The 16,189-nt window shown below is 57.6% G+C and carries 11 protein-coding genes; 4 read left to right on the forward strand and 7 right to left on the reverse strand.

Annotated elements, in window-relative coordinates:
* Positions 1 to 5 precede the first annotated feature (5 nt).
* Entirely contained in the window at positions 6 to 1,145 is a 1,140-nt protein-coding gene (locus tag BBB56_RS11890) for a polysaccharide export protein (protein WP_123801169.1), read from the reverse strand.
* Between the two features lie 295 nt (positions 1,146 to 1,440).
* A complete protein-coding gene (gene wbaP / locus BBB56_RS11895; protein WP_123801170.1) occupies positions 1,441 to 2,874 on the reverse strand; it encodes an undecaprenyl-phosphate galactose phosphotransferase WbaP in 1,434 nt (477 codons plus the stop codon).
* A gap of 800 nt (positions 2,875 to 3,674) precedes the next feature.
* On the opposite strand from wbaP, the gene BBB56_RS11900 reads away from it, so the two are divergent.
* A complete protein-coding gene (locus BBB56_RS11900) occupies positions 3,675 to 5,249 on the forward strand; it encodes a TerC family protein (protein ID WP_123801171.1) in 1,575 nt (524 codons plus the stop codon).
* A 1-nt stretch (position 5,250) separates the two neighbouring features.
* Here the strand turns inward: BBB56_RS11900 and asmA are convergent, their stop codons facing one another.
* The 3 genes from asmA to udk all read right to left on the reverse strand — a co-directional run bounded on the left by asmA (position 5,251) and on the right by udk (position 8,396).
* Positions 5,251 to 7,068 carry an outer membrane assembly protein AsmA gene (asmA, locus tag BBB56_RS11905; RefSeq protein WP_123801172.1) on the reverse strand — a complete coding sequence of 606 codons (1,818 nt, stop codon included), beginning with the start codon at positions 7,066 to 7,068 and terminating at the stop codon, positions 5,251 to 5,253.
* A gap of 20 nt (positions 7,069 to 7,088) precedes the next feature.
* Positions 7,089 to 7,670 (reverse strand): dCTP deaminase, encoded by a 582-nt coding sequence (dcd, locus tag BBB56_RS11910; protein WP_033750209.1) that lies wholly within the window; start codon positions 7,668 to 7,670, stop codon positions 7,089 to 7,091.
* Between the two features lie 84 nt (positions 7,671 to 7,754).
* A complete protein-coding gene (gene udk, locus BBB56_RS11915; protein ID WP_081140483.1) occupies positions 7,755 to 8,396 on the reverse strand; it encodes a uridine kinase in 642 nt (213 codons plus the stop codon).
* A gap of 296 nt (positions 8,397 to 8,692) precedes the next feature.
* Between udk and BBB56_RS11920 the strand changes: the two genes are divergently transcribed.
* The 3 genes from BBB56_RS11920 (at position 8,693) to yegD (ending at position 13,454) form a co-directional block, all read left to right on the forward strand.
* On the forward strand, positions 8,693 to 9,307 hold the full coding sequence (locus BBB56_RS11920; protein WP_123801173.1) for a phosphatase PAP2 family protein: 615 nt from the start codon (positions 8,693 to 8,695) through the stop codon (positions 9,305 to 9,307).
* A gap of 166 nt (positions 9,308 to 9,473) precedes the next feature.
* A complete protein-coding gene (locus BBB56_RS11925) occupies positions 9,474 to 12,038 on the forward strand; it encodes a diguanylate cyclase (RefSeq protein ID WP_123801174.1) in 2,565 nt (854 codons plus the stop codon).
* 63 nt (positions 12,039 to 12,101) lie between these two features.
* Positions 12,102 to 13,454, forward strand: a complete 1,353-nt coding sequence (yegD, locus tag BBB56_RS11930) for a molecular chaperone (RefSeq protein ID WP_123801175.1) — start codon at positions 12,102 to 12,104, stop codon at positions 13,452 to 13,454.
* A 209-nt stretch (positions 13,455 to 13,663) separates the two neighbouring features.
* On the opposite strand, the gene BBB56_RS11935 is transcribed toward yegD, so the two are convergent.
* Both BBB56_RS11935 and BBB56_RS11940 read right to left on the reverse strand, forming a co-directional pair.
* Positions 13,664 to 15,004, reverse strand: a complete 1,341-nt coding sequence (locus BBB56_RS11935; RefSeq protein WP_123801176.1) for a carbohydrate porin — start codon at positions 15,002 to 15,004, stop codon at positions 13,664 to 13,666.
* 215 nt (positions 15,005 to 15,219) lie between these two features.
* Complete coding sequence (locus tag BBB56_RS11940; protein WP_123801177.1) at positions 15,220 to 16,179, reverse strand: aldo/keto reductase; 960 nt, start codon at positions 16,177 to 16,179, stop codon at positions 15,220 to 15,222.
* Between the last annotated feature and the right edge of the window lie 10 nt (positions 16,180 to 16,189).

Raw genomic sequence — 16,189 nt, forward strand, 5'->3', positions numbered from 1 at the left:
TAAACCTAGTTCGACCAGTTGCGGAAACGCAGCGCCGCCTCGCTCGCATCGTTGATACCGGCGATAGTCGGCAGCAGCTGCGAAATCACACGGTTCCAGCGCGTCAGCGGCGTAGAGGTGACGTAGACGATGTCGTAAGGTTCAAGTTGGAATTCGGTACCCATCACCATCGCCGCCGCATCTTTGGTATTCAGCTGATAAATGTTGGCGATTTTGGTGCGGTTAGAACCGCGAATCGGACGGATAACAAACACGCCGGTAGCGTCGGCCGCCGTCTGATCCATACCCTGCGCATTACCCAGCGCTTCCGCCAGCGTCATGCCGCTGCGGTCCATTTTCAGCGTGGACTGCTGGCGCACTTCGCCCATAACGAACACTTTGAGATCGTCGTTGCGCGGCACATACAGAATGTCGCCAGGGTAGAGCAGATGGTTCTGGCTCAGGTCGCCGTTCTGCATCAGCGCCTGTAACGAGATACGCTGTTCGGTGCCGTTGTGCGTCAGCACGACGTTGCGCCAGTCGGCATCGGCAGCCAGGCCGCCCGCGGCGTTGATGGCGTCCAGCACCGTCAGCGGCACGTTGGTGATCGGCTGCTGACCAGAGGTCGTTACCGCGCCGGTCACGTAGGTTTTCTGCGACTTAAAGGAGGCGATGCTGACATCGACCTGCGGGCTTTCGATAAACTGGGCAAGGCGGCGGGCGATCTCGCCGCGCACTTCGGTGACCGTGCGGCCAACGACGCGAACTTTGCCGATATAGGGATAGAAAATGGTGCCGTCAGAATGTACCCAGTTGCCGGTGTCGCTGGCGCTGCGGTACTGACCGGCCGGCGTGGTCAACTCCGGGTGATCCCAGACGGTAACGTTAATGACGTCGCCGATGCCGATGCGGTACTCATAGTTCTGAACTTCGTTCTGTAGCCCTGGGTTAGCCTGCGCCACCAGCGGCTTGGGACGCATCTGTTCCACCAGGCGCGGCGTTAACGGGAAAACGTTGACATATTTGTCGATGTCATAGTTGCTGTCCTGCTGCTCAACGACATCTTTTCCGCTAGTGGAAAGGTGCTGGCCTGGAACAACCGTACACCCTGAGAGAAATGTGGCGGATACCAGCATGGGTATCAATTTCGTTTTGATTGTAATCATCTAGATCTTCGCTATCAGTTATTGATTGATAGAGGCGAAAACGCCGCTGTGTAAGCGCTGAAAAAAAATAAACTCGCCAGCTTAAGCACTGAAAATATCTGTCATTATCACTTCTCCCTAACTCTTTTTTTGCTGCCGTTTAACAGGATGAAATAAGCAAACGCGTATTTTTACCTTCTGAATGAATTAACGGCTTCCTTCAGCCACGATAATGGCAGCTATCGCCAATGAGGTTGCCCGCTATGGCGCTCAGAATCAGGGACTGTTTGCATTTCGCTCCCCGTCCCGCCTGCTATCAATACGCCCCATCGCGCTTCAGTACCACACCCACCGTTTTGAACAAAATGGCGATGTCGTTCCACAGCGACCAGTTTTTTACGTACCACGAATCGAAGTAGACGCGCGTTTCGTAATCAACGTCGTTACGACCGCTGACCTGCCACAATCCCGTCATGCCTGGTTTCGCCATCAGATAGTAGTCAACATCCCCGGCATAACGGCAAAGCTCATCTTCAATAACCGGGCGCGGGCCGACAAGACTCATGTCGCCGCGCACCACGTTCCACAGCTGCGGCAGCTCATCCAGACTGGTCTTACGGATAAAGTGGCCGACTTTGGTAATGCGTGGATCGTTTTTCAGTTTGAAATCTTTGTCCCATTCGGCGCGAGCGACAGGATCGGTCCGCAGGACCTCTTCCAGCACCTCTTTCGAGTTGATCACCATCGAACGGAACTTCAGGCATTTGAACTTACGGCCGTTAAGGCCCACACGCTCATGTCCATAGATCGGCGGGCCGCCGTCGCGTCCAACCAAAAAGCCGAGCACCAGCAGCGCAGGCAGCAGCATGATGATAATCGACAGCGCGCCGACAATATCGAACGCCCGCTTGAGGAAGCGTGAGGTGCGCTTCGCCAGATTGTTATTCACGCGCAGGATCATCACTTCATGGCTGAAGATATACGCCATATCCGTGCCGTAGAGCGGCACGCCGCGCAGCGTAGGAATAACCGAAACTGAACGGCAGTTATGCATCGCCAGAGTCTTCAGCCACATGTCGCGATACTGGCTCTGCTCGAACTCCACCGCCACGATAAACTGGGTTTCGCTGTGGGTCAGGCTCCACAGTTCCGCCTCTTCACGCAGCACCGGCACGCCGGAGATGCTGCCCTGCGGACAGGTGCCGTCCACATCGTAAAAGGCGATGACGTCAAAGCCCATAACCTCTTCGCTCTGCAACGCCTGCCAGGCTTCCTGTGCGTTCTTGCTGCTGCCGATGATAATGGTCTGCTTCTTCCACAGGCCGTAGTGATTCAGCACATGCTTGACGATCGCGCGGCTCAGCGGAATTAAAATCAGCGCCAGTACCCAGGTCAGCAACCAGACGAAGCGCGACATTTGCCACTGTGAAAGCGCCGTGATCGACAGGTCGATAATAGAAAAAATAAGAATGGTACGAAAAACTTCCTTCAGTTCGAACCAAAAGGGTTTGCGATAGGTAAAATGACGCAGCCTGACCCAGAACCATCCAACGCAAATTACCGACAGGAAAACATGCGTCGCGATTTTCAGATGCAGATCTTTTTCGGATATATCTGCCAGTGGCGAATCAGACATCATATTAATTAATGCCAGCGCGATGAATAACGCCGCGTTAAAACAAATTAAATCCGAACCGGCTAACAACAATTTAGTGAAAAGACTTTTAAACGTAATTTCGGTATCGCGCATATTTAACTCTTTATTTTATTTCCTTTAACCCGTGACGCCCTGAGCTGTGTAATATTTGAACGGGTCTGTTTCTTGTCGACACTGGCGTAACTGAAGGGAGTTACAGGATGCGTTCACGCCAGTTCCCTGAGTAAGAAAACAAGAAAATTGTGATAAATACCAACAGATTACTCTGACTTCGCCACAGGTGGCACACTGCTTGTTTTTTCTACGCAAAAGGCGTTTCAGGCACGCTACCGCCCTTGGCTGTCGCTGCCAATACCACCTTTGATGTCCTGTTTTCCCGACCTTTCATTCCCGCCCAGGCGCGCCGACCCAGACTACGGCGCCCGATCACAATTCATAACATTGGGTGCTAAATCTGGGGGGCGAATATCAACTTAAGCGCAGACTTTTACCAGCACGTTGCTATACTAGTTATTACTGGCTTCTTTACAAGTAGGCCCCGCCGTCCCCTGACTATTTTAGGAAAAAGACTACCAGCCATTAGTATTGCGTCCCAATGACGGATAAAACTCAAAGTGCAATACCCTTGCTAAAAATCAGATTTATTCCATATCGCATCATCAATAAATCGGCATGTTTAACTTAATACCCGCCTGCGGTTCTCTCTTCTGCTCTTTACTATAAGCACACGCCTGTTTTCGAAAACCTGTCATATTCCTGATTAAAAAAGCTCACCACCCTAAGGCTATTTCGAAAGAGAGGTTTATGCAGCGCGTAGAAAGCGGGTTGTGCCCCGCCCTGCCCTCCACTATTCTCAGATTTTCCCAATTCAGACTGATTCAGGTGGCTTAGGCATGTTGGAGGTGTTGGCAGATCCCTCATTGTGGGCAGGATTAGTGACGCTAATTGTTCTTGAGCTGGTGCTGGGAATCGATAACCTGGTGTTTATCGCCATTCTGGTAGAAAAGCTGCCCGGTAAAGATCGCGATCGGGCGCGTATTATCGGTTTATTGCTGGCGTTGCTGTGCCGTTTGCTGCTGCTGGCCTCGCTCTCATGGCTGGTTACGCTGACCCGGCCGCTGTTTACCCTGTGGCATCACCCCTTTAGCGCGCGCGATCTGCTGCTGCTGTTGGGCGGATTGTTTCTGTTATTTAAGGCGACCACGGAGCTGAATACCCGGCTTGAAGGGCAGGATCACGCGGAGAATCAACAAAAACGCGGCGCTAAATTCTGGCCAGTGGTCGCGCAAATCGTGGTGCTGGACGCTATTTTTTCGCTGGACGCGGTGATCACCGCCGTCGGCATGGTTAACCAGCTGCCGGTTATGATGGCGGCGGTGACCATCGCCATTCTGCTGATGCTGCTGGCCAGTAAGCCCCTGACGCGCTTCGTTAACAGCCACCCCACCATCGTTATTCTCTGTCTGAGTTTCTTGCTGATGATCGGCTTTAGCCTGGTGGCGGAAGGTTTCGGCTTCGCTATTCCAAAAGGCTATCTCTATGCCGCTATCGGCTTCTCGGTGCTGATCGAAGCCTTTAACCAGCTGGCGCAGCATAATCGCCGCCGCGCGCTCTCCGCCGGACGTCCGCTCCGCCAGCGCACGGCGGAAACCGTGTTACGTCTGTTGCGCGGCGAAGCGGACCACGCCGAACTGGACGCCCACAGCGCCTCCCTGATCGCCGACAGCGACAGCCAGGCGCTGTTTAATCGCCAGGAGCGCGTGATGATTGCGCGCGTGCTCGGCTTCGCTCAGCGCCACGTCAATAGCGTGATGACATCTCGCCATGATGTTGAACACATTAATCTGGATGATGATCCGGCCGAGATAATGGCACGCCTGGACCGCAATCAGCACACGCGGCTGTTGATTACCGATCAACATAATGAGCTGCTTGGCGTCGTGCACGCCATCGATCTGCTGCATCAGTCGCTACATCAGCAGTCGCTGGATTTACGGGCGCTAATCCGTCAGCCGCTGGTGTTTCCTGAACGTCTGACCCTGCTTCAGGCGCTGGAGCAATTCCGTCAGGCGCGCACCCATTTTGCCTTTGTGGTGGATGAGTTTGGCTCGGTGGAGGGCGTGGTCACGCTAAGCGATTTAATGGAAACCATCGCGGGGAATCTGCCCCTTGAGGGCGAAGAAATCGATGCCCGCTACGATGTGCAGGCGCAGGGCGAAGGTCGGTGGATCGTAAACGGAAATATTCCGCTGGAGGATTTAGCGCTTTACGTCAGGCTGCCGCTGGATGAGCGACGCAGCTATCACACGCTGGCCGGGCTGCTGATGGATAGTCTGCAACACGTGCCCGAAGAGGGCGAAACGCTACAGGTCGGCAGCTACCTGCTGCGTACCTTGCAGGTTGAAAACCATCGCGTGCAGAAAGTCGAGATCCTGCAACAGCCTCAGGACCCCGACTATGAAGTGTAAATCAGGGGCGCAGCACCTTTTTAAGGTTGTCGCTGCCGCTGTTTTTTGGCTGGCGATCCAGCCACTGATTAAGACGGGACTTAGCTTCATCCTGCAATTGCTGACGCAGCACCTGATCGACCGGCAGCGAATACTGCACATTATGCCAGTCGCCGTACATCCGCAGCGGTATGGCCTGCTGCGACAGGACGCTGGACAGTCGCTCATCCCCTTTCCAGCCGCTGAGCGTCAGGCCAAAGGTGACGTCCAGCTGCTGCTTCGGCATATTAATGTCGCCACCGCCCTGTAAACGCAGGCGATCGCTTTCGCCGCTGAGATCGGCCAGCCGCAGCACGCCATTATCCAGCGCCATATTACCGCCAAGCTGACGAATACCCTGATCGCCGCCCTCATCGCTGCTGACGCGATCGCTGACGCGCTCAACCGCGCGACGCACCATCTGTTGCAGATCCAGCTGCGCCAGTTTAACGTTGCTGGCCTGAAACTGCGCCGTACCGCGCCACTGGCGCCTGGCCGCATCCAGCGTCAGCCCTTCCCCGCTGAGATCGCCCCGCAGGGAAAGCGTGCCCTGCACCGTTTGCGGTATCTCAAAGGCGGCCAGCAGCGGCTGAATAGCGACGTTGGTCAGCACTGGCTGTAGCGCGACGCGCGTTTCAGGCTGACGAATATCAACGGTGCCTGGCACAGAGAAGGTGCCCTCGCCCAGCTTGCCGTTCAGGGTATGCAGCGTCATCAGCCCCCGCTGGTTAGCGGCGGCCAGCTGGAAGTTCTGTAGCGTCAGACCGCGCCATACGGCGCTGTCTGCGTTAAGGTTCAGCAGCAGCTCCATATCGTTAAGCGGCGAATCCATATTGGTCTGCACGCGCGGCGCGGCAATAACCGGCGCGCGCGCCACCGTGGCAAGCTGCTCGCCGTCAGCGTCGGGCTGCGGCGCATTGGGCATCAGGTTATCAAGGTTAAGCTGACTGGCATGGAGCTGAAGCGTCAGCTGCTGCGGCAGGGTGCCGTTCGCATCGCCCGACAGCGCGCTGTCATTGGCGGTTAGCTGCAACTGCGTCACGGCGAACTGCCGGGTATCGGCGCGCCAGTTGCCCTGGGCGCTCAGCGTGCCCTTGATGCCCTGCGGCGGCATATTGGCTCCGCTCAAGGCATAATTTAATTCCTCGATTTTTCCGCTCAGGCGTTGCGGATACTGCGCCGCATCAAGCTGGCCTTTCAGCGAAACCGTTGCGTTACGCTGATTGCGCGTCAGGCTGGTGCTGAGTTCAATACTGGCCTGATGCTGAGCATTCTGCGTCAGATTAAGGGTAAAATCGCGGAAGTTAAATTCATCGCCGCCCGGCTCGCGCCAGATCAATAAACTGTCGGCGACGCGCAGCTGACTGATATCAAATGACCAGCCGCTGGCGGATGCGCCGGCCTCGCTGCGCGCGGGCGCAACCGGCGCGTTTTGCGGCTGCTGCGCCGCGCTTTCCGGCGTCGCGCGCACCACGGCGTTACGTAGCATCACCTGGCTGACGCTGAGCTGGTGCGACAGCAGCGGCCAGAGATTGACGTCGAGACGCATATTTTCCGCCGTCACCAGCGGCTGCGACGCGCCGGGCGCGGTCAGGCTCATGCGCCCGGCCAGAATGCTGAGTCTGGGCCAGACGTGCCAGCGAAGATCGCCGCTCACCTCCAGCCGATAACCACTGCGCTGCTCGACCTGCTTCACCATATAGGATCGAAAATCGTTTGGATTGACCAGCAGCACCAGCGCGGTCATTCCGGCAACGATGACCACCAGCAAAATGGCCAGCGTGGTTATCACTCTTCTCATCACATCCCCGTCTTCGCGATTTAATCTTTGTCGATACGACTGGCGACAGCGCCCTGCTGTCCGCGATATTTGGCGTCTTCACGACGGTTATAAGGCCGCGCCGCCGGGCCGGAAAGCGGCTCGAAACTCAGCGCGCCGATAAGCATGCCCGGACGCAGCGCCAGCGGCAGCTTACCGGAATTATAAAACTCCAGCACAATGCGCCCCTGCCAGCCCGGATCGATGCGGTGCGCGGTCACGTGCACCATCAGGCCCAGACGCGCCAGCGAAGAGCGGCCATCCAGCCAGCCCACCAGATCGTCTGGAATCGTCACCGATTCAAAGGTCACCGCCAGCGCCAGCTCGCCGGGATGCAGGAAAAACGCTTCGCCTTCCGGCAGCACGATTTCGTCGCTCATCACGCGATCGAGCGCGGCGCTGACTTCATCTTTCGGACCGCTTAAATCGATAAAAGCCGCCGTATGGCCGCGAAAGGTGCGGAACTGGTTGCCCAGACGCACATCAACCGTCGCGCCATTGATGCGTTCTACCGGCGGACGCGGATCGATAGCTAACCTGCCGTCATCCAGCCAGGCCTCAATATCGCGGTCGCATAATCTCATTAACCTGTCTCCATGATATAAGTGTAGCGAACAGCCTGAAACCTGCGTGTCAGGCGGTTCGCAGCGCGTCAGACCTGACGCGTTCTATTCGAAAAACTGATTTATTTTGGCCTTGAGAATATCAATTGCAATACGGTTTTTCCCGCCGCGCGGCACAATAATGTCGGCGTACTGCTTGGAAGGCTCAATAAATTGCAGGAACATCGGACGCACGGTTTTCTGGTACTGGCTCATCACTGAATCCATAGAGCGACCGCGCTCGTTGACGTCGCGCTTCATTCGACGCATCAGACAGATGTCCAGCGGCGTATCAACAAAGATAGAGAAGTTAAGCTCCTGGCGCAGACGCGCGTCGGTCAGCAGCAGAATGCCTTCCAGAATAATCACCTTTTTCGGCTTCAGGTGAATGCTGTCGCGCGTGCGGGTGTGCTCCACATAGCTATAGACCGGCAAATCAATATCCTGGCCCGCTTTCAGCGCCTGTAAATGCTGTAGCAGCAGGTCGTGATCCATCGCGCTGGGGTGGTCATAGTTGGTTTTCACCCTCTCTTCCATGGTGAGGTGGCTCTGGTCCTTATAATAGGCATCTTCCGGGATGACCCCAATATGCTCGTCACCGACCTGGTCACGGATTTCACGATAGAGCGTGCTGGCGATTAAACTTTTTCCGGATGCGGAGGCACCGGCAATGCCCACAATCACGCACTGATGAGACTTGTCAGTCATACTTTTTAAAGACCTGATACTGGAGCCTGCGCTGTACGTAGAGTAGACGTTTTTACGCAGGACGAAATGGAGAGGGTTTGGTAGGCGCTAAGTATAGGGATTTCATTCTTTTGACGCCAGAGAAAAGCCATTCCCGGCATTTCAGAATTTCCCCTTTTTAAACTGGATCGTTTCCCCGATAAACTGGTGTTGGGTTTTGTATTAACTTAAGCGGCTGGCGCATCAGACAGCAGAGGATGAGTCTGCGCCCGCGCCAGCGCGGGTTCTTTCCTGCCAGCCCGCACTAAAGGAAGCATATGCACTGGAGAACACTGACCTATTTTGGCGACAGCATGCTGTTAATCCCGACGGCGGTGATTATCGCGCTGATCCTGCCGTGGAAAAGCGATAATCGCCGCACGGTATGGTACTGGCTGTTGGCTTTTGGTCTGGCGGGGCTGCTGGTCAGCCTGTCAAAAATTCTGTTTCTCGGCTTTGGCATTGGGAGCGCTCGTTTCAATTTTACCGGTTTTAGCGGCCACAGCGCGATGTCGGCGACGCTCTGGCCGGTAATGCTCTGGCTGGTTTCCGGGCGCTGGTCAACGCCCTGGCGCGGGCTGGCTATCGGCGTGGGGTATATGATTCCGCTGATGGTGGGCTTTTCGCGTCTGGTTATTCACGCGCACTCCACCAGCGAAGTGGCCACCGGACTGCTGCTGGGCTTTACCCTCAGCTCGGCCTTTTTGCTTAGCCAGCGCCGCACCGCGCTCAAGGGATTTAGCTGGCAGCAGGTCGGCGTCGCCTTTTTAGTCCCGCTGCTGCTTATAGGCCACGGCCGCGTCGCCACAACACAACAGTTTCTTGAACGTTTCTCTGCCGACCTGGCCGGTCTTGAAAAACCGTTCACCCGTGCCGATCTGTTCCGTCAGTAACCCCTTCCCGCCCTTCTGCATGGCAAAAGGGCCAGTCAATTGGTTGAATATCGACTTGATTTGATTTATCGGACGCATTGAGACGGCAATGTGCTAGCATGCCCCTAAGAGTATGACTGGCGCATTTCTCGTCTTTTCGGCGCGATGCGCGTTGCCGGATTAGTGAATGAGCGTTGAACTATTATCCTCGCCGGATAGACCGCAAAACCGCCTGCTTAACGCGCTGATTTTAGGCGTGGTCGCCTTTCTGCTGACCCTTTTTTGTCTGGAATTGATTGTCGTCAGCGGCCGTATATCTCCCCTCTGGTTCGCCACTGCGCTGATGACCATCGTCGTGTTTCGCTCGCCGCCGCGCGACGCGCCGCTGCTTCTGCTGGGCTGCCTGGTGGGCACCGTGCTGGCTAACGCGCTGATCCTCGGCCCTCAACTGGCTAACCTGAAATTTTCGCTTATCAACCTGACGCAGGCGCTTATCGGCGGCGCGCTGCTGCGCATGCTGCTTAAACCTCAGGCTCCGCTGAATTCCCTGCTCGACTGGCTGCGCTTTGTGCTGTCGGTGGGGATCGTCACGCCGCTGCTCGGCAGCATGCTGGCGCTGTGGGCTTTTCATGTCGGCAGTGAATCGACGCTGTCGTTTTTCTACACCTGGGTTATCTCCGAGATTATCGGCATGCTGGCGCTGGGTCCGGTGCTGCTGCTGCTGCCCTGGCCGCTGCGTCCCCCCGCGCTCAGCCTGCGCCGCCTGGCGACGTTTCTGTTCTCGCTGCTGTTAACCTTCGGCGCCAGCTGGCTGGCGCTGCGCTTTATGCCCTGGCCATTCACCTTTATCGTGGTGCTTCTTTTCTGGTGCGCGGTGCGTCTGCCCAAGCGGGACGCTTTTTTACTGTTTCTGCTAAACGCCTGTTTTATTTCGCTGCTTCTGGCGCTGAGCCTGGTGACGCTTGAGCAGCGTGACTACTCGCCCGGCCAGATAGCCAGCTGGCTGCCCTTTCTGCTGGTGCTGATCCCCGGCCACGTGATGGCGCTGGTGATGGACGCACTTCAGCGCGAAAAACATCACATCAGCGAGAGCGAAACCCGCTTTCGCCATGCGATGGAGTATTCCGCTATCGGCATGGCGCTGGTCTCGCCTGAGGGCGCCTGGCTTCAGGTTAATGACTCGCTTTGTCAGACGCTGGGCTTCCCCGCCGCCGAGCTGAAAAAGCTCACCTTCCAGCAGATCACCCATCCCGACGACCTGGAGAGCGATCTGCAACATGCGGACAAACTACTGCGCGGCGAGAGCCAGGCCTACACCATAGAGAAGCGCTACTTTCGTAAAAGCGGGGAGATTGTCTGGGCGCGCCTGACCGTGTCGCTGGTACGGGACGGCGAGCGTCGACCGCTCTACTTCATCGCGCAAATTATCGACATCTCTGAGCTGAAGCAGAGCGAGCAGGTCAACCGTCATCTGATGGAGCGCATTACGCTGGCCAACGAAGCGGGTGAAATCGGCGTCTACGAATGGAATCTGATGAGCAATGAGATGATGTGGGATCGCCGCATGTACGCGCTGTTCGGTCTGAGCGCCCATGAGCAGCCCAGCCGGGAGCGGTGGCGCAGCCTGGTGCATCCGGCCGATCGCGATCGGCTCGATCAGGCGCTGCTGCGATCCACGGAAAAACCCGGCGCTGTAGATATGGAGTATCGCATCCTGCACCCTGACGGCGTGCGCACGCTGCGTACCCAGGCGCGTCGCTTTTTCAGCCCGGACGGCCGTATCGAACGGATGCTGGGCATTTGTCAGGACGTGACCCATCTGCGCAACCTGACCGACGCGCTGTTTCAGGAGAAAGAGCGAATGGCTATCACGCTGGACTCCATTGGCGAAGCGGTGATCAGCACCGACAGCGATATGCGCGTCATCTTCATGAATCCCGTGGCGGAGCAGATGAGCGGCTGGCAGCAGGAAGCGGCGGCAGGCAAACCGCTAAGCGAACTGTTGCATATTACCCAGGGTCGTCATGGCCCGCCGATTGAAAACCTGCTGCTTTGCCGCCTGCCCACCGAGAAGACCATCCCGGATCTGGATGATGAGCTGGTGCTGCACGCTGCCGACGGGCGCGAGGTAGAGATTCACTACAGTATTACGCCGCTGCGTACGCTGGAAGGCGATAAGATTGGCGCGGTCATGGTCATTCAGGACGTCAGCGAATCGCGCAAGATGATCAAGCGCCTCAGCTACAGCGCGCTGCATGATGCCCTGACGCGTCTGCCAAATCGCGCCAGCTTTGAGCGGCAGCTTCAGCGCTTACTGGATGATGAGGAGCAGCGCGACCGGCAGCATGTGCTGGTGTTTATCGACCTTGATAAGTTCAAAGCGGTCAACGATACCGCCGGACACGCCGCAGGCGATGCGCTGCTGCGAGAGCTGGCCGATCTGATGCAGCGCCATTTGCGCAGTAGCGATTTTCTCGCGCGGCTGGGCGGGGATGAATTTGCGCTGCTGATGCCGGGATGCGCCATGGCGCAGGCGAGCGACGTGGTGCAGCGCCTCGTTCAGGCGGTGAACAGCTACCCCTTTCGCTGGCAGGGCGGCACCTACCAGGTGGGCGCCAGCGCCGGGCTGACGCAGATTACAGCCGCTAATGCCGTAGCCTCAGACCTGCTGTCCCAGGCGGATATTGCCTGCTATCACGCCAAAAATTCCGGGCGCGGCAGGCTGGCCGTTTACCCGCCGCAAAGGAGCTGACCCGCTTGCCAGCCCTGAAAAGCTGCGCTAAAGTCGCCCCCTTTTTTTCGGGAGGGGCATCAGATGTTCATTGGATTCGATTACGGGACGGCGAACTGTTCTATTGCGGTGTGTGAAAACGGCACGCCGCGTCTGCTGACGCTGGAAAATGGACAGCGCCTTCTGCCGTCAATGATTGCCGCGCCCACGCGTGAAGCGGTAAGCGAATGGCTGTACCGTCACCATCAGGTGGAGACGCCGGATGCCGAAACCACGGCGCTGTTGCAGCGCGCGCTGCGCTATAACCGCGAAGAGGACATCGAGGTGTCGGCCGCCAGCGTACAGTTTGGCCTGACCGCGCTGCAACACTATATGGTCGACCCGGAAGAAACCTGGTTTGTTAAATCCCCTAAATCCTTTCTCGGCGCCAGCGGGCTGAAGCCGCAGCAAATCGCGCTGTTCGAAGATCTGGTGTGCGCCATGATGCGCCATATCCGCGCGCAGGGCGAAGCGCAGCTTGATGCCGCTATCGATCAGGCGGTTATTGGCCGTCCTGTCAACTTCCAGGGACTCGGCGGCGATGACGCCAACGCGCAGGCGCAGGCTATTCTGCTGCGCGCCGCGAAGCGCGCCGGTTTCCGCGACGTAGAATTTCAGTTTGAACCGGTCGCCGCTGGACTCGATTTCGAGGCGACGCTGACCAAAGAGACGCGCGTGCTGGTGGTGGATATTGGCGGGGGAACGACCGACTGCTCGATGCTGCTGATGGGACCGGAGTGGCGCAGGCAGTCCGATCGTCGCCAAAGCCTGCTTGGCCACAGCGGCTGCCGCGTGGGCGGTAACGACCTGGATATTATGCTGGCGTTCAAGACCCTGATGCCGCTGCTCGGTCTGGGCGGCAAAACCCAGAAAGGGACCGCCCTGCCCGCGCTGCCGTGGTGGAATGCGGTTGCCATCAACGACGTTCCGGCACAGAGCGATTTCTACTCCGCGGCCTGCGGCAAGCTGTTGCGCGATCTGGTGCGCGATGCCGAACAGGGCGAGCAGGTCGCGCATCTGCTGAAGGTCTGGCAGCAGAAGCTCGGCTATCGCGTGGTGCGCGCGGCGGAAGAGAGCAAAATTGCCCTTTCCGATCGCGCCACCTTTGACGCCAGCCTGGATTTTATCGCGCCGCAGCTGCACGCTGTTATCAGCGACGGCATGTTGCAGGAGGCGATCGCGCAGCCGCTGGAGCGTATTCTCGAACAGGTGCATCTGGCGCTCGCCGGCAGCGATACGAAACCGGAAGTGATCTATCTGACAGGCGGCAGCGCACGTTCGCCGGTATTGCGCGCCGCGCTTCAGCAGGCGCTGCCGGAGACGCCGATCGCCAGCGGCGATGATTTCGGTTCAGTAACCGCCGGTCTGGCGCGCTGGGCAGAGGTGATGTTCCGCTAACAGAGCGGCTCGAACGGGGTAAAGGCCCTGAGCAGGTCGCGCAGGGGCAAGGCATTGCGCGGCTGGCCGCCGCGCCGGGCGCGTTATCGCTCAGCGCGGCGCGCGGATTGAGGGAAGCGCAAGCGATCCTGAGTCACGCCGGTTTTGCCTGCCGCGATGCCCGCGGACGGCAGCGTTAAGCGGCCCGCAATGGGCCGCTCGCTGTTTGATCAGAAGTTGATATTCGCGCTGATGCCGCCGACAAAGGCGTCTTTCACTTCGCTTACCGCCCCTGGCGCCACGATATATTGCAGATTCGGACGCAGCTGCAACCATTTCGCCAGCTTCACATTGTAGTAAAGCTCGTAGTTATACTCGGAGCCATCCTGAATCGGCAGATAGGTGGGGCTGTCGAAGTCGGTTTCACCGTTAGCCGCGTTCTGCTGGCGCTGCGCTCGCGTATAGTCGCTGTTGACGTGAATACGTGCCGCCGCAATACCAATCTCATCCTCCGGACGCGCATCAAAAGGCCCCGCCCAGGTAAAGGCGATGGACTGATAGTTATCGGTCTTCGAGGTTTTGTGGTCGTTCATTACCGCCTGAACGGACACGCCGATACCACGGCTCACGTCGCCGCCCTGCGCGGTCAGCTGCTGCTGCAACAGCACATAGCCGCCGTAGGCGTGATCTTTCTCCTGATAGCCGCCGTTGCGCCAGCTGCCGTATACGTCGCCGTCGACCGACGAGTAGTAGCCGCCAATGCGGTAGTTGCCCGGCAGTTTGTCCGGACCGAACGTCGGTTTCCAGCCCAGCTCCACTGGCACCATATTGCCTTCGGAGTTGCTGGTGTCCAGACGGAAACCGTCGCCGCGATCGTAGTTTGCCGGGTTCTGGTTATAGAAGCCCACCTGGAAGAAGACCTCCGGCGTGAAATTCACCTTCACGCGGCCGCCCCACTGGGATACGGGCCAGTTAAACCAGCGATCGCCGCGCCAGTTGCCCGCCTGGCCGCTACCAAAGGCCAGGTTCTGGAATTTACTGTCGAAGTTATCGAAATCCTCGCCCACGGTGACGCGACCGGCCTTGATGTTAACCACATCGTCAAACAGCCCTTTGCTCAGCCAGAACTGCGTCAGACGCCAGGTTTGCCCGCGGCCATACACTTCCTGCACGGAAGAGAGCATACCGGTGCGAGGATCCGCGACCTGATCGGAAATGTTGCGTCCATTACGGTCGGTGATGGTCATCTGGAACTGCGCATCCTGCCAGTCGAGCAGTTTTTCCAGATCGAGATTAACGCCAAACGCCCACTGATCGCTGTAGCGCATGGACGTATTGGTGTCAGCGCCGCCGCCGAGGTTCGATGCGCTCTCCATGGTGTAGTTGACGTCAAATTTAACGCCCTCATTTTCCAGCTGCGTTCGCGAGCCGCCCCAGTCGCCGAACATATAGGGCGAGTCATAGCTGAACGCCTCTGCCGCCGCCGCAGAAGCGCTTAACATGGCAAATATCAGGGAGCCGGCCGCAACGCGGCGCAGCGGGAAGCCTTGCACTGCTTTTTTAGTGTTCATCACTGTTCTTCTTATCTGGTTTTAAAAAGTAAGCCGTGCAGAGGATAGTGCTGAGGAATCTTCAACTTTTGTAAAAATGTGCGCTGGAACAGGCGCTGAGACAGTTTCTTTGAACAATTGTGAGGGGGATCGCTGAACAGAAACGCGCTGGCGCAAACCGCATAATTTGACACGCAAAAAAATGATCGGGGCGCTAATAGCGCCCCGCTGAGCTTTTAGCGGCTGGCCTGCGCCAGCGTTTCAATTTCCCCGGCGGTGAGCCGCAGTTGGGTTGCGCCAGTCAGATCATCAAGCTGCGCCAGCGACGTGGCGCTGACGATCGGCGCGGTAATGCTCGGTCGGGCAATCTGCCATGCCAGCGCCACCTGCGTCGGCGTCACGCCATGCGCGCCGCTGATGTCATCGAGCGCGGCAAGGATAGCCAGACCGCGCGGGTTAAGGTACTTCTCGACGACGCCCTGCCCGCGCGCGCTTTTGCTGGCGTCAGCCGCGCGGCGATATTTACCGCTCAGGAAGCCGCTGGCCAGCGAATAGTAGTTAATGACGCCCAGGCCATGCTCCGTAGCGACCGCCTCCAGCGCCGACTCATAGCCTTCGCGATCGTAGAGGTTGTACTCAGGCTGCAGGGTCGCATAACGCGCCAGACCATTTTCTTCACTGACCTTTAGCGCTTCCTGCAAACGCGGCGCGCTGTAGTTTGAGGCGCCGATTGCCCGCACCTTCCCCTCTTTGATCAAGGTATCGAAGGCGGCGAGGGTTTCGGCCAGCGGCGTGTCCCGATCGTCGCGATGCGCCTGATAAAGATCGATATAGTCGGTTTGCAGGCGACGCAGCGAATCCTCAACGGCCTGACGGATATACTGCGGTTTTAGTCCGGTTTTCTCCGGCGACAGCTCCATACCCACCTTGGTCGCCAGCACAATACGATCGCGCTTGCCGCTCTTCTTCAGCCAGTTGCCGATAATGGTTTCCGACTCTCCGCCTTTATTACCGGGCGCCCAGCGTGAATAGACGTCGGCGGTGTCGATAAACCACAAACCTTTCTCAACCAGCGCATCCAGTAAAGAAAAAGAGTGCGCCTCATCCAGCGTCCAGCCAAACACGTTGCCGCCAAACGTCAGCAGCGGAACCTGAATACCGGTATCGCCGAGCTGACGGGTTTCAACCTGACTCATCGTTTTCTCC

The organism is Candidatus Pantoea deserta, assembly GCF_003813865.1.
Classification (GTDB): domain Bacteria; phylum Pseudomonadota; class Gammaproteobacteria; order Enterobacterales; family Enterobacteriaceae; genus Pantoea; species Pantoea deserta.

Bases quoted from the DNA above. Each gene is read 5' to 3' on its own strand.
- BBB56_RS11890 (WP_123801169.1), bottom strand. From the start codon at position 1,145: ATGATTACAATCAAAACGAAATTGATACCCATGCTGGTATCCGCCACA.
- wbaP (WP_123801170.1), bottom strand. From the start codon at position 2,874: ATGCGCGATACCGAAATTACGTTTAAAAGTCTTTTCACTAAATTGTTG.
- BBB56_RS11900 (WP_123801171.1), top strand. From the start codon at position 3,675: ATGTTGGAGGTGTTGGCAGATCCCTCATTGTGGGCAGGATTAGTGACG.
- asmA (WP_123801172.1), bottom strand. From the start codon at position 7,068: ATGAGAAGAGTGATAACCACGCTGGCCATTTTGCTGGTGGTCATCGTT.
- dcd (WP_033750209.1), bottom strand. From the start codon at position 7,670: ATGAGATTATGCGACCGCGATATTGAGGCCTGGCTGGATGACGGCAGG.
- udk (WP_081140483.1), bottom strand. From the start codon at position 8,396: ATGACTGACAAGTCTCATCAGTGCGTGATTGTGGGCATTGCCGGTGCC.
- BBB56_RS11920 (WP_123801173.1), top strand. From the start codon at position 8,693: ATGCACTGGAGAACACTGACCTATTTTGGCGACAGCATGCTGTTAATC.
- BBB56_RS11925 (WP_123801174.1), top strand. From the start codon at position 9,474: ATGAGCGTTGAACTATTATCCTCGCCGGATAGACCGCAAAACCGCCTG.
- yegD (WP_123801175.1), top strand. From the start codon at position 12,102: ATGTTCATTGGATTCGATTACGGGACGGCGAACTGTTCTATTGCGGTG.
- BBB56_RS11935 (WP_123801176.1), bottom strand. From the start codon at position 15,004: ATGAACACTAAAAAAGCAGTGCAAGGCTTCCCGCTGCGCCGCGTTGCG.
- BBB56_RS11940 (WP_123801177.1), bottom strand. From the start codon at position 16,179: ATGAGTCAGGTTGAAACCCGTCAGCTCGGCGATACCGGTATTCAGGTT.